12 protein-coding genes are annotated in these 12,937 nt (G+C 65.6%); 7 read left to right on the forward strand and 5 right to left on the reverse strand.

Annotated elements, in window-relative coordinates:
• Nucleotides 1-82: 82 nt before the first annotated feature.
• From RBB42_RS27190 to RBB42_RS27200, 3 genes are read left to right on the forward strand one after another with little or no spacing between them, the layout of a single operon-like run.
• Complete coding sequence (locus RBB42_RS27190; protein ID WP_305972206.1) at nt 83-1,030, forward strand: ABC transporter permease; 948 nt, start codon at nt 83-85, stop codon at nt 1,028-1,030.
• A complete protein-coding gene (locus RBB42_RS27195; RefSeq protein ID WP_305972207.1) occupies nt 1,027-2,910 on the forward strand; it encodes a dipeptide/oligopeptide/nickel ABC transporter permease/ATP-binding protein in 1,884 nt (627 codons plus the stop codon). Before RBB42_RS27190 ends, RBB42_RS27195 begins: the two co-directional genes overlap by 4 nt.
• Complete coding sequence (locus RBB42_RS27200; protein ID WP_305972208.1) at nt 2,907-3,863, forward strand: ABC transporter ATP-binding protein; 957 nt, start codon at nt 2,907-2,909, stop codon at nt 3,861-3,863. The genes RBB42_RS27195 and RBB42_RS27200 overlap by 4 nt, the downstream gene beginning before the upstream one ends.
• Nucleotides 3,864-3,872: 9 nt before the next feature.
• Here the strand turns inward: RBB42_RS27200 and RBB42_RS27205 are convergent, their stop codons facing one another.
• Nucleotides 3,873-4,340: an Lrp/AsnC family transcriptional regulator gene (locus RBB42_RS27205; RefSeq protein ID WP_305972209.1), complete on the reverse strand. Its 468-nt coding sequence runs from the start codon at nt 4,338-4,340 to the stop codon at nt 3,873-3,875.
• A 126-nt stretch (nt 4,341-4,466) separates the two neighbouring features.
• Here RBB42_RS27205 and mdeB point away from each other — a divergent pair, with 126 nt between their 5' ends.
• Entirely contained in the window at nt 4,467-7,145 is a 2,679-nt protein-coding gene (gene mdeB / locus RBB42_RS27210; RefSeq protein ID WP_305972210.1) for an alpha-ketoglutarate dehydrogenase, read from the forward strand.
• Here the strand turns inward: mdeB and RBB42_RS27215 are convergent.
• From RBB42_RS27215 to RBB42_RS27230, 4 genes are all read right to left on the reverse strand, one after another.
• Complete coding sequence (locus RBB42_RS27215) at nt 7,142-7,984, reverse strand: GNAT family N-acetyltransferase (RefSeq protein ID WP_305972211.1); 843 nt, start codon at nt 7,982-7,984, stop codon at nt 7,142-7,144. The genes mdeB and RBB42_RS27215 overlap by 4 nt on opposite strands.
• Nucleotides 7,985-8,015: 31 nt before the next feature.
• Entirely contained in the window at nt 8,016-10,016 is a 2,001-nt protein-coding gene (locus RBB42_RS27220) for a sigma-54-dependent Fis family transcriptional regulator (protein ID WP_305972212.1), read from the reverse strand.
• Nucleotides 10,017-10,071: 55 nt separating this feature from the next.
• A complete protein-coding gene (locus RBB42_RS27225; RefSeq protein WP_305972213.1) occupies nt 10,072-10,194 on the reverse strand; it encodes a hypothetical protein in 123 nt (40 codons plus the stop codon).
• 689 nt (nt 10,195-10,883) lie between these two features.
• Nucleotides 10,884-11,156 (reverse strand): phospholipase D-like domain-containing protein, encoded by a 273-nt coding sequence (locus RBB42_RS27230; RefSeq protein WP_305972214.1) that lies wholly within the window; start codon nt 11,154-11,156, stop codon nt 10,884-10,886.
• Between the two features lie 50 nt (nt 11,157-11,206).
• On the opposite strand from RBB42_RS27230, the gene RBB42_RS27235 reads away from it, so the two are divergent.
• The 3 genes from RBB42_RS27235 to RBB42_RS27245 are packed head-to-tail and all read left to right on the forward strand — an operon-like array spanning nt 11,207 to nt 12,828.
• Nucleotides 11,207-11,491: a hypothetical protein gene (locus RBB42_RS27235; RefSeq protein WP_305972215.1), complete on the forward strand. Its 285-nt coding sequence runs from the start codon at nt 11,207-11,209 to the stop codon at nt 11,489-11,491.
• Nucleotides 11,488-12,618 carry a WD40 repeat domain-containing protein gene (locus RBB42_RS27240; protein ID WP_305972216.1) on the forward strand — a complete coding sequence of 377 codons (1,131 nt, stop codon included), beginning with the start codon at nt 11,488-11,490 and terminating at the stop codon, nt 12,616-12,618. Before RBB42_RS27235 ends, RBB42_RS27240 begins: the two co-directional genes overlap by 4 nt.
• Nucleotides 12,619-12,648: 30 nt before the next feature.
• Complete coding sequence (locus RBB42_RS27245) at nt 12,649-12,828, forward strand: hypothetical protein (protein WP_305972217.1); 180 nt, start codon at nt 12,649-12,651, stop codon at nt 12,826-12,828.
• Nucleotides 12,829-12,937 lie beyond the last annotated feature (109 nt).

Genomic DNA, 12,937 nt, shown 5'->3' on the forward strand with positions numbered 1-12,937 from the left:
TAGCGCCCCATGCGCACCCCCCGGAGGTATTTCTTGCCCAAAGAAGCCAGGGGGCGTTTTCCCGCCAGAAAAGGGGGTGCGCATGGGGCGCTATATCCTCGGACGATTGTTTTCCGCCATTCCGGTCCTGCTGGGCATCACCGTGATCGTCTTCCTGATCATGGCGCTGATCCCGGGCGATCCGGCCACCGCGATCCTGGGCAGCTACGCAACGCCGGAGAACGTGGAGAAGCTGAACCGCGACCTTGGCTTGGACAAGCCCCTGGTGGCGCAGTACTTCATCTGGCTCGGCAACATGCTGCAAGGCGATTTCGGCACCAGTTTCTCGCTCAACCGGCCCGTGATCGACGAGGTTCTGGAGCGGTTCAACGGGACGCTGATCCTGGCCGGCACGTCCTTTGTCATCTGTTCGGTGCTGGGGATCATGGCGGGCGTGATCTCGGCCGCCAACCAGTACGGCTGGGCGGACAAGGGCATCACCTTTGTCGTTCTGCTGGGGATCTCGATCCCGAGCTTCTTTCTTGGTATGATGATGATCCTGTTCTTTGCGGTGAACCTGCGGATTTTCCCGGTGTCCGGCATGTGGCCGATCTACGGCACGCGGGACATCTGGGCGCTGCTCAATCACCTTGTCCTGCCGGCGACCGCCTTGGCGGTGGTGGCCACAGGCGTGATCGCGCGACTGTCGCGGTCCGCCATGCTGGAGGTGCTGCGGCAGGATTTCATCCGCACCGCGCGCGCCAAGGGCGTGAATGAACGCGGCGTGATCTGGCGCCATGCGCTCAAGGCGGCGATGGTCTCGATCATTCCCGTTCTCGGCATCCAGGCGGGCTTTGTCCTGTCGGGCGCGGTCTATATCGAGATCGTCTTTCAGTGGCCGGGCGTGGGCCGGATGCTGGTCGATGCGATCCTGAAGCGGGACATCCTGCTGGTGCAGGGGGGCGTGGTCTTTGTCGCCGCCTGTTACGTCCTCTTCAACATCGTGGTGGATGTGGCGCAAAGCCTGCTGGACCCGAGGATCAAGACATGATCGCCTTTCTCAAACTCCTCGCCCGCAACCGGCTGGCGCTGGCAGGGGGCATCGTCCTGAGCCTTGTCGTTCTGCTCGCGCTGATCACGCCGCTCTTGCCGCTGGCGGAGCCGAATGTGACCAACACCGCCGCGCGGTTCCAGAAGCCCTTTACCGAGGGCGCGCTTCTGGGCACCGACCACCTTGGCCGGGACCTGCTGTCTCGGCTGATGTGGGGCACGCGACTGTCGCTGGCGGTCGGCTTTGCCGCTGCCGTGGTCGCCGCCACGCTGGGCGCGGCCATCGGCATCGTCGCCGGGTTCTACGGCGGGCGGACGGACAACCTGATCATGCGCGGCGTCGACATGCTGATGGCCTTTCCCTACATCCTGCTGGCGCTGGCGATCGTCGCGGCCCTGGGGCCGGGATTGTTCAATGCGCTGATCGCGGTGGCCGCCGTGAACGTGCCCTTCTTTGCGCGTAACATCCGCGGCATCACCGTGGGCATCGCACACAAGGAATTCGTCGATGCGGCGCGACTGGCGGGCCTGTCGAACACACGCATCATCCTGACCGAGATCCTGCCCAACGTGATCCCGGTGATCGTGATCGCCATGTCCACGACCATCGGCTGGATGATCCTGGAAACGGCCGGTTTGTCGTTCCTGGGGCTGGGCTCTCAACCGCCGCAGGCGGACCTGGGTTCGATGCTGGGCGAAGCGCGCTCGGCGCTGATCACCAATCCGCATACCTCGGTCGTGCCCGGGATCATGATCCTGATCATCGTCATGTCGATCAACCTGCTGGGCGACGGCGTGCGCGACGCGCTGGACCCGAGGCTGAAGTCCGGCGCCCTGTCGCGTCCGATGGCCGCCACGCTGGTCAATCGCAAGGACCCGGTGCCGGCGGCCGAGGGCAAGGGCCTGCTGGAGGTGCAGGACCTGCAGACCCAGTTCCATGTCAAGGACCGCGTCTATCGCGCGGTGGGGGGCGTGTCCCTGCACGTCAAGCCGGGCGAATGCCTGGGCGTGATCGGCGAAAGCGGGTCGGGTAAATCGGTCACCGCGCTGTCGGTCATGGGGCTGGTGGCCTCGCCGCCCGGGGTCATCACCGGCGGGGCGGTGCGCTATGCCGGTGAAGACCTGATCGGCGCGCCTTATCGCAAGCTGCGCGAGATGCGGGGGCGCAACGTGGCCTATATCTTCCAGGACCCTCTGGCGACGCTGCACCCGCTCTACAAGGTGGGGGACCAGCTGATCGAGGCGATCCGCGCGCATCGCCCCATCAGCAAGAGCGAGGGGCAGGCGCGGGCCATCGAGCTGCTGAAGGCCGTGCGTATCCCCAACGCCGAAAAGCGGATCACCGATTACCCGCACGAGATGTCGGGCGGGATGCGCCAGCGTGTCGGCATTGCCATGGCGCTGGCCAATGATCCCGACATCATCATCGCGGATGAACCGACCACGGCGCTGGACGTGACCGTGCAGGCGCAGATCCTGTCGCTGCTGGATGACCTGCGCCGCTCTCGCGGGTTGGCCATCGTGTTCATCACCCATGACTTCGGCGTGGTTGGGCAACTCTGTGACCGGGTGGCCGTGATGTACGCGGGCCGGATCGTCGAAGAAGGGCCGACGCAATCGGTGCTTGAGACACCGACCCACCCCTATACCGCACGGCTGATGGCCTGCGTGCCCGAACTGGGTGAGGGCAAGCGGCGGCTGGAGGCGATCCCGGGCCTGCCGCCCGTGGTCGACAAGCTGCCCGAGGGTTGTGCCTTTGCAGACCGCTGTGACCGGGTACAGGCGGATTGCCGACAAGGCAAGATCGACCTGGAACGCGAAGGCGCGCGCGCCGTGCGCTGCATCCATCCCGTGACCCCGCTGAAGGAGGCCGCCGAATGACCGAGGCGCTGAAACTGACGGAATTGTCCAAGAGTTTCCCGGTGGGCGGCGGCTTTCTTGCGGCCTCCAAGGGGACGGTCAAGGCGGTGCATCCCATCACCCTGTCAGTGCAACAGGGCGAGACGCTGGGCATCGTTGGAGAGTCCGGCTGCGGCAAGTCCACGCTGGCGCGCATGTTGGTCGGCCTGCTGGAACCCACGACCGGCACCATCGAGATCGACGGCGCGGCGCTGGACAACGCCGACCCGGCGGTCTTTGGCAAGCGCATCCAGTACGTCTTTCAGGATCCGATATCCTCGCTCAACCCGCGCAAGACGATCCGCCAGATCATGGAGGCGCCGCTGAAACGCCTCTATGGCATGGACCGCTCGCAGCGCGACAGGCGAATTGCCGAGATCTTTGCCAGCGTGAACCTGCGCGAGGAGTTCCTGGACCGCTACCCGCATGAATTCTCGGGAGGGCAGGCGCAGCGCATCGGGATTGCGCGGGCGCTGGCGGCAAACGCGCGTATCCTAATCCTTGATGAGCCGGTCTCGGCGCTGGACGTTTCGGTGCAGGCGCAGGTGCTGAACCTGCTGGCGGACCTGAAAAAGGAATTCAGCCTGACCTACCTCTTCATCAGCCACGATCTTGCGGTGGTCGAGGCGGTCAGCGACCGGATCGCGGTGCTCTATTTCGGTTCGGTCGTGGAATTGGGGCCGGCCGAGGAGATTTTCCGCGCCCCGCGTCATCCCTATACCAAGTTGCTGGCCGACAGTGCGCCGGTGGTGGGGCGGCCGCTGACGGCGCCGGAGTCCAAGGAAACCGAGCTGCCCGACCCGTTGAACCCGCCGCCCGGCTGTGCCTTTGCCGCGCGCTGTCCGCGCGCCAGCGACCGCTGCCGCAACGAGGTGCCCCGGCTGGAAGGCGACCATGTGCAGGCGGCCTGTTTCCATCCGTTGGACGGGGACTGACAGGGCGGGTCAGTCCAACCGTGATACCCCCTTCTTGACGCGCCGGATGGGGATCGAGGATTCGATCGAGGCCACGCCGGGCACCTTGGTCAACCGGCGGGTCAGGAAGCCCTCGAACTCGACCAGATCGGCCACGGCGACACGCAGCAGGTAATCCCGCGTGCCCGTCATCAGCCAGCAGTCGATCACCTCGGGGTAGGCGTTGACCGCCTGTTCGAAGGCCTGGAGCCGATCGTCGATCTGGTGATCCAGCTTGACCGAGACGAAGACGCTGAAGGGATAGCCCAGTTTCGCCTCGTCCAGATGCGCGTGATAGCCGCTGATGTATCCACGCTCTTCAAGGATGCGGACGCGCCGCGCGCAAGGGGACGGCGACAGGTTCACCCGCCCGCTCAGCTCTTGCATGGTCAGGCGGGCATCTCGCTGGACCTCGCGCAGGATGGCGCGGTCGATGGAATCGAGGACATGGGCGCTCATGGCGGCTTTCTCGCGTTTTTGTCCAAGTATTGGTGGATTCCGCCAAACGTCAACCAGAGTGGTGGCGGGTTTGGCACCTTTCGCCCCGATCCGCTGACTAGGCTGGGTCAAAGGCAGGAGTGACAGATGACCCGGCACCAGACCCGTTTTGACCGTATCCCCCGGGATCCGGACCCCGCAGAAACCGCCGAATGGATCGAGGCACTGGAAAGCCTCACCCACCATGATGGCCCGGAACGGGCGCATTTCGTGATGAACGCGGTGCTCGACCGGGCGCGGCGGCTGGGGGTCACGACCCGTGGCGTGCCCTATTCGGCCTATCGCAACACGATCCCGCTGGCCCGTCAGCCCGCCTATCCCGGCGACCTTGCGCTGGAGGAACGCATCACCTCGATCATCCGCTGGAACGCTCTGGCTATGGTGGTGCGGGCGAACCGGACCTATGGCGAACTGGGCGGGCACATTGCGTCCTACGCCTCGGCGGCCGAGATCTTCGAGGTCGGTTTCAATCATTTCTTCCGGGCGCGGGACGGCGATTTCGGCGGCGACCTCGTCTACTTCCAGCCGCATTCGGCGCCGGGGGTTTACGCCCGTGCCTTTCTGGAGGGACGTCTGTCCGAGCAGGACATTGCCAACTACCGGCAAGAGGTGCCGGGCAAGGGCCTGTGTTCCTACCCGCATCCCTGGCTGATGCCGGATTTCTGGCAGGTGCCGACGGGGTCGATGGGGATCGGCCCGCTCAGCGCCGTCTACCAGGCAAGGTTCATGCGCTACCTGCAAGCCCGTGGCCTGGCCCGGACCGAGGAGCGCAATGTCTGGGGCGTCTTCGGGGATGGTGAGATGGACGAGCCGGAATCCATCGCCGGGCTGACCCTGGCCGCGCGGGAACGGCTGGACAACCTGACCTTCATCGTCAACTGCAACCTGCAGCGTCTAGACGGCCCGGTGCGCGGCAACGGGCAGATCATACAGGAGCTGGAGTCGCTATTTGTCGGTGCTGGATGGAACGTGATCAAGGTGCTTTGGGGGTCGGAATGGGACAACCTTTTTGCCCGTGACACGGATCATGTCCTGCTGCGGCGCTTTGCGGAAACGGTGGATGGCGCTTACCAGGACCTCGGCTCCAAGGCCGGGGATTACAACCGGGCCCGGTTCTTCGACGCCGATCCCGACAGCGCTGCGCTGGTGCGGCATCTGACGGATGACGAGATCCACGCGCTGAAACGCGGCGGGCATGACCTCAAGAAACTCTATGCGGCCTTTGCGGCGGCAAAGGCGCACAAGGGGCAGCCCACAGTGATCCTGGCCAAGACGAAGAAAGGCTACGGGATGGGCGGGGCTGGCGAGTCCCGCATGACCGCGCATCAGGCCAAGAAGCTGGACATGGACGCGCTGCTGGCCTTCCGCGACCGTTTCGACCTGCCCCTGACGGATGCAGCAGTCGAGGCGCTGGAGTTCTACCGCCCGCCGCAAGACAGCGACGAGATCCGCTACCTGACCGCGCGTCGCGCGGCGCTGGGCGGGGCCTTGCCACGCCGGGTGGCGCAGCCGACGACCCCGGCGCCCGCCCGTCCCTCGCCGGAGACCTGGGCGCGCTTTGCCCTGCAGGCCGATGGCAAGCCGATGTCCACCACCGTGGCCGCGGTGCGGATGCTGGGCTACCTGCTCAAGGACAAGGCGTTCGGCCCACGCATCGTGCCGATCGTGGCCGATGAGGCGCGCACCTTTGGCATGGACAACCTGTTCCGCCAGATCGGCATCTATGCCCCCGACGGCCAGTTGTACGATCCCGAGGACAAGGGCGCGATGATGTTCTACAAGGAGGCGGCGAACGGGCAGTTGCTGGAAGAGGGCATCACCGAGGCGGGCGCGATCAGTTCCTGGAGCGCCGCCGGGACGGCCTATTCTGTCCACGATACCGAGCTCTTGCCGGTCTACATCTACTATTCCATGTTCGGCTTTCAGCGCGTGGGCGACCTGATCTGGGCGGCGGCCGATCAGCGAACGCGCGGCTTCCTGCTGGGGGCGACTGCGGGGCGCACGACGCTTTCGGGCGAGGGGCTGCAGCACCAGGACGGCTCCAGCCACATGGCGGCGGCGGCGATCCCGAATTGCCGCGCCTGGGATCCATGTTTCGCCTATGAACTGGCGGTCATCATGGACCACGGCATGGCGCGGATGCTGGACGAGCAGCGCGACGAGTTTTTCTACATCACGGTGATGAACGAGATCTACGACCAGCCGTCGATGTCCGACGGCGCCGAGAGCGGGATCCTGAAGGGGCTCTACAAGCTGCGCAGTGTCGGGGAAACCGGACCCCGCGTGCGTCTGCTGGGATCGGGGACGATCCTGATGGAGGTTCTCGCCGCGGCGGAGTTGTTGCAGGGCTTTGGCGTCATGGCTGATGTGTACTCGGCCACCTCCTATACCGAACTTGCCCGCGACGCGATGGAGGTCGAGCGGCGCAACCGCTTCCGGGCGCCGGATGAGCGCGAGACCAGTCACGTCGAAGCCCTGCTGGGCGGCACGGTGCCCGTGGTCGCGGCAAGCGATTACGTCCGGGCCTTTCCGGGACAGATCGCGCCCTATCTGCGCGCGCCGATGACCATGTTGGGAACGGACGGGTTCGGTCGCTCGGCCAATCGCCAGGCGCTGCGCCGGTTCTTCGAGGTCGACCGGCAGAACATCGCGCTCGCGGCGATCGAGGCGCTGGTGCGGGAAGGCGACCTGCCTCCAGAGACCCTGCGCGAGGCGATCAAGGCATGGGACATCGCCCCCGAAACCGAGGCCCCGTGGAACCGCTAGCGGGCGGGGCTCGGCAACCCTTCGGCAAGCGCCCGCGCGATGGTTTCGCCGTGGGCCTTCGCTTCGTCGCAGGATAGAAAGGCCAACGCGGGCGCAGCACCTACCGCCACCAGGGCCATGCCGATGCTGCGATCCAGCTTGTCTTCGATCACGAACAGCCCGGTTGCAGCGCCGCGAAAGCGGTGCCTTTCGACAAAGCTTGGCAGGGCCTCCGCCGCTGGCCAGGGTGGCGTGGCGCGGGGCAGCATCAGCGCAAGGGCGGGGATATCCTTCTGGCGGGCCGGGCGCAGGCGCAGACCGCCCAGTGCGTACAGGGGCGGGTTGAGCAGGTGCCACTGTTCCGGAGCCATCAGGAAGTCGTGGCAGGGATGGGACCTGCCGTTGGCCTGAAAGAACATGCGCCGCGATCCGGGGCAGCGCGCAAAGCCCAGCCGCGCCAGCAGCGCCAGAGAGGCCGTGTTGTCCGTCCGACAGGTCGCCAGCAGCGGAGGCGCCGGGCGGGAGAACCACTGTGATAGGGCAAGACGCAAGGCCGCGCCAATCAGTCCGCGGCCCTGAAAGGCCGGGTCCAGCCAGTACCACAGACCTGCGCCCAGGCAGATACAGCCCGCTGCGCTGCCCTCGACCTCGATGATGCGGATGTGTTCGCCCGGGTGCTGGCCGTGTTCCAGCAGCGCCTGTGCCTCGGTCAGTCCGAAGGGCTGGGCGACCGCGGCGAGCCAAGGGGCGACGCGTTCATCCGACAGCTGTCGGGTGACCTCTGGCAGGTCGCCCTCGGACATCGGTCTCAGGCAGAAATCCTCTGCCACGAGGCGCCCCGGGAAGTCATGCACCGTCACGGTCTGTCACCCCTGGCGGCCGTTTGCCCGGTCAGTCGCGCGGAATGCCATATTGCTTGATCTTGCGGTAAAGCGTGGGACGCGAGATGCCCAGTTGCTCGGCCACGCGGGTCAGGTTGCCCTTTTCCGCCTGGATGGCGCGCCGGATGGTCATCGCCTCCATGTTCTCGAGGTTGATGGGCGCCTCTTCGACGTCAACGTAGTGACTGAACCCAAGGCCGTCCGCCGGTTCGACGATTTCGGGTGGCAGATCGTTCAGCCCGACCTCTGGGCCGGATTTCAGCAGATAGAGCCGTTCCACGAGATTGCGCAGTTCACGCACGTTGCCGGGCCAACGGTACTCCTTCAGCCGGTCCAGCACAGCCGGGGCCAAGGCCAGGCGCGGGCGCGAGAACCTTTCGGAAAAGACGTCGTTGAAATGGTCGATCAGCAGGGGAACGTCGCCGCTGCGCTGGCGCAGGGGGGGCACGTCAATCGCGACGATGCCGATCCGGTAGAACAGGTCGCGGCGGAACCGGCCCTGTTCCACGTCGCTGCGCAGGTTGCGGTTGGTCATCGCCACAAGCTGCACGTTGACCGGGCGGCGCTGGTCGTCGCCGATCCGGTAGACGGCGCGCTGCTCCAGGGCCCGCAGCAGGTAGGGTTGCAGTTCGACCGGCATGTCGCCGATCTCGTCAAGGCAAAGCACCCCGCCGTCGGCCTGTTCGAACTTGCCCGGCTTGCCGCCGCGCAGTGCCCCGGTAAAGGCGCCCTCGACATGGCCGAAAAGCTCGGCCCCGATCAGCTCCTTGGAGATCGCGGCGCAGTTGACGGTGACATAGGGGGCATTCCTGCGGTCGATCCGGTTGTGCACGAGGCGCGCAAAAAGCTCCTTGCCGACACCGGTTTCGCCCTGGATCAGGACCGTCACCCCGGCAGAGGCGGCACGTTCGGCCAGTTCGATCGCTTCCAGCATCTTGGGCGCGTTGCCTACGATCACGATCTCGTCCTCGTCGACATTGGCACGGGGCTTGATGCGCACGGCGACCGTATCCTGCGGCCGGATGGCGGTAGAGCGTTTCAGCGACAGGGCCGCACCGCGCAGGCTGCCGTCGTATTCCAGTCGGGTGATGCCGTCGGTTTCAATGTCGTGGGGCAGGGCGGCGCGGATGTCGCCCTCGGTCATGTTGGCACTGAGCGGCAGCAACTGGTGGCCGACCGCGAAATCGGGGCGCGGCAGGTGAAGCCGGTCGTCCAGACCGCGGCGGAACATGATGCGGCCCACCTTGTCCAGCAACAGGACGCTGGTATCCGGGCGGCTGGCGTCGGAGTTCAGGAAGGTTTCCAGCAGGCGCGTGCGTTCCTCGCGCTGCTGTTCGGCCAGGGCGATCTCGATCTCGCGCGCGGCGGCGACCACCAGCGCGATGTTGTGGCGGCGAAAGATGTCGGGCGGTCCGGACAGGTCCACCACGCCGATCACCGAACGGTCGAACGGATCGAAGATCGGAACCCCGGCGCAGGTCCAGGCCTGTACGCCCTGGCAGAAATGTTCGGCCGCGTGGACATAGGTCGGCTTGCCGGTCTTCAGCGCGGTGCCGATGCCGTTGGTGCCGATCACGTCCTCGTTCCAGACACCGCCGATTTCCAGGTGGATGTTCTGCCCGGCGTCCAGCACGTCGTGATCGCCGATGGCGTCGATGATCACGCCGTTGTTGTCGGTCAGGATCAGGATCACCTGCGCACCTGCAAGATGTGGCTCCAGGCGGGCAAAGGCCGCGCGGGCGGCCTGTCGCAGGCTGGCATTGCGACGGCGCAGCTTGCGCAATTCCTCGTCGTGTTCGATCTTGCGTGACTGCAACCGCGTCGCATCGACGCCCTGGTTCATGCTGCGTTGCCAGGACTGGACGATCTCGCTGCGCACCTCGCCGGTCTCGGACTGGCCGGTGACATAGTTTTCCCAGGCTCGACGGGTTTCGCCCTCCGAGTACTCGGGGAACAGTCCGGCGTCATCGGTGCCACCATGTGTGGCCTTGAAATATCTAGGTCGCCCCATCGGTCACTCTGTCAGGGCCGGGCGCGGGTCTGCGCCGGCGGTGAAGGTTTGGCGGTCAGGCAAGCGGCACCCATTTTGGCCGGACTCGAACCGGGCTGGCGATGGCATCGTCGAACATGGCTCCTCTGGCGTCATGCTGATCGGGGCGTCGTTCGGCGCCCGTTGTATAGATGTCCATTTCCACGTCTCCCCGCACAAAAGATTACCATGTCATAAACATTTTGCATAGCGCCGCCCGGATGCCCCGGGGTGACGCCGGGGTCGTGGGGACCAATTGACACCGAAATGCCGTCGTTGCGTCAAGTCCCCGGTTGGTCGGTATCGTCTCTATCTCAGCAGGGGCGGCCGGCGCCGATCCCTTGCAAGTGGTTCATCCTAAAGGGCAGCCCCATATTGTGCGGGAGGCGATTATTTGCCGGACCGACCAGAGAGACCGGGGAGGGACAGCCCTTGTCGGTCCTGCCCGCCGGGGCAGTGGCGTGGATTTGCCCAAAGCCCGGGACATGGTCCGGAACGGTTGAGAGAAAGGGGCGCAAATCCGGCCATCTCAGGTGCAACGATTCGCCGCACCGCGGCAGATTCGCGCTTCCCGGAGGGCCATCGCGGACAGCATCGAAACAGATTTTTACGAAGCCTTCCGGACAGTGTAACGAAGCTTTACAACTTTTCGTCCACTCGTCCACTTGTGTCCTAATAACTTGAATTTTCACATGTTTTTCTTGCGCCGCAAGTCGCGAAAGGTAGCATGGCGCGACCATGACACACCAAGCCCGACACCGCCCGAACCTGATCGCCACGCCGCAATCTTCCGTCACCGGAACCGGCCGGATCTGTCCGGCGCGGTCCCGCCGAGGGGCGTGTCTCAGGTCAATTCATGCGCCCGCCCGAAGGGGCGCCGGGCATCTGGTCCCAGATCGCCGACAGGTCCGTGGCCAGACGCCTGTGGGTTTCCGCCATCAGCCGGTCGCGCTGCTCGGCGGGCAGGTCGTCCAGCCCCCGTCGTGCCGCGCGCAGGTCCTCCGGGGCGCCTGTCCGGGCGGCCTTGCGGGCGGTGGCGATGTAGCTGTCCTGCGGGTCCAGCGTCTGGGCCGCGACCTCTGCCAGGGTGGCGAAGAAACGGGTGTCGAAGGGGCTGATCATTCTGACGGGACCTCTCTGTTCCGGCTGGGCGGGCACTATAGGGGGCAGGCATGAGCGATCAACGGCGAAGCGTACAGGACATCCTGATGGAGCGTCTGGAGACGATCCAGGGGATCTCCGAGATCACCGCAGAGCATCTTCGGCTGACCCAGAAACAGAGCGGAATGCAGGTTCTGGACATGGCCGAGGACGACGAGGACCGGGGTGTTGCCCGCGAGATGGGGCGCACCGAGGGCGCGCTGGAAACCTGTGAAGAAAAGATCGACGCGCTCGAGCAACGTCTGGCCGAGCTGGACGAGGAACTCGAGGCCAAGGTCGAAGGAGGAGAGACATGATCGAGACGAAACCACCCCAGGCGCTCAGCCTGTTCGACCTGATCGGACGGGAATGGACGCTGTCCGCCCCGGTGCGGCAGGTCGGGTTCAACGCCAGCGGCTCTGCCGTGGCCTGCCGGATGGAGGGGGGCGGGCTGGCGCTCTTGCCGATGGCGGATGCCGAGCATCCCGAAAAGCGTATCCGAATGGAATTCGACACCGGGCGGACGACCATCCGCCCGCGTGAGAACCCGGTGGCGCCGCACGTGGCAGCCGATGTGTCACTGTCAGAGGCACCGGGATTCTGCGCGTTGGGTGAGCAGGGGTTTGCGGTCGTCGACCAGTCCGGCGCCCTGACACGGGTGACGGCGCGGGGACAGGTGGTCAAGCTGGCCCAGACCAGCGCCGAGCCGATAACGGCGGTGTGCGCCGCGCCGGGGCAAGAGGCGGTCTGCGTTGCCCGAGGCGGGGCATTGGCGCTGCTAAGGGCCGAGGACATGACGCCCCTGGCAGAATGCGACCTGGGCGAACCCGTCACGCAGCTGGCCGTTTCCCTGGACGGAGAGCTGATCGCCGCGCGCTGCGGCGAGCGGATCATTGTGCTCAAGACCGAGACGCTGGAGACCCGCACCGAGATCGCCGCCAAGGGTACGCTGGACTGCCTTGCCTGGTCGCCGGACCGCAAGTGGATCGTCGCCGGATGCCGCGAGACATCCCTTGTGGTCGTCAATGTCCTGCGCGGCGAGGCGGACGTGATCGAGGGGTTCCCGGCGCCTGTCGGCTCTGCCGCCTTCAGCGACAAGGCCAACGTGCTGGTGGCCTCCGGCGCCTTTCGGGTGGTCGGTTGGCGCTGTCCGGACTTGCCGTTCGGCAAGTACGAGGGCGACCCCATCCACACCGGCAAGCCGGGTCTGACCCTGGTGGACCGCGTGGCGCCCAATCCGGCGCGCGACAGCTGTGCGGTGGGCTATGCCAACGGGTTGGTGACGCTTTGCCCGCTTGGCCAGCCGGACGAGTTGATGCTGGTCGAGGGCAAGGGCGCCCCGGTCACGGCAATGGATTGGTCGCCCGATGGCCAGCATCTGGCGTTGGGCTTCGCCGATGGTCGCGCAGCCATCCTGACCTTTCCCAAGGTCATGTTCAAGTAACTGACACGCAAAAGAAAACGGGAGGAAACCATGAAACTCGAACTGTCCAAGGAAGAGCAGAGCAAGGACCGTTATTTCTCGGAGATCGCCAAGATGGCCGAGGAAATGATGGACGAGCACGGCAAGGATTTCGCGATGGGCGCCTTTGTCCTCGCGGCGCGCTGGATTGCCGAGGGCAAGCTCGGCAAAACCGAGGAAAGCATGCACTGAGTCATGCGGCCCCATCAGGGGCTTGGCCCCGCGCCCTCGGTGGGCGGGGCCAAGGGTGCCGTTCTCGCCGCCAAGGCGGTGGATCAGGCAGCCGTGCGGACCCGCCCTA

The organism is Mameliella sp. MMSF_3455 (assembly GCF_030733205.1).
Lineage (GTDB): Bacteria > Pseudomonadota > Alphaproteobacteria > Rhodobacterales > Rhodobacteraceae > Antarctobacter.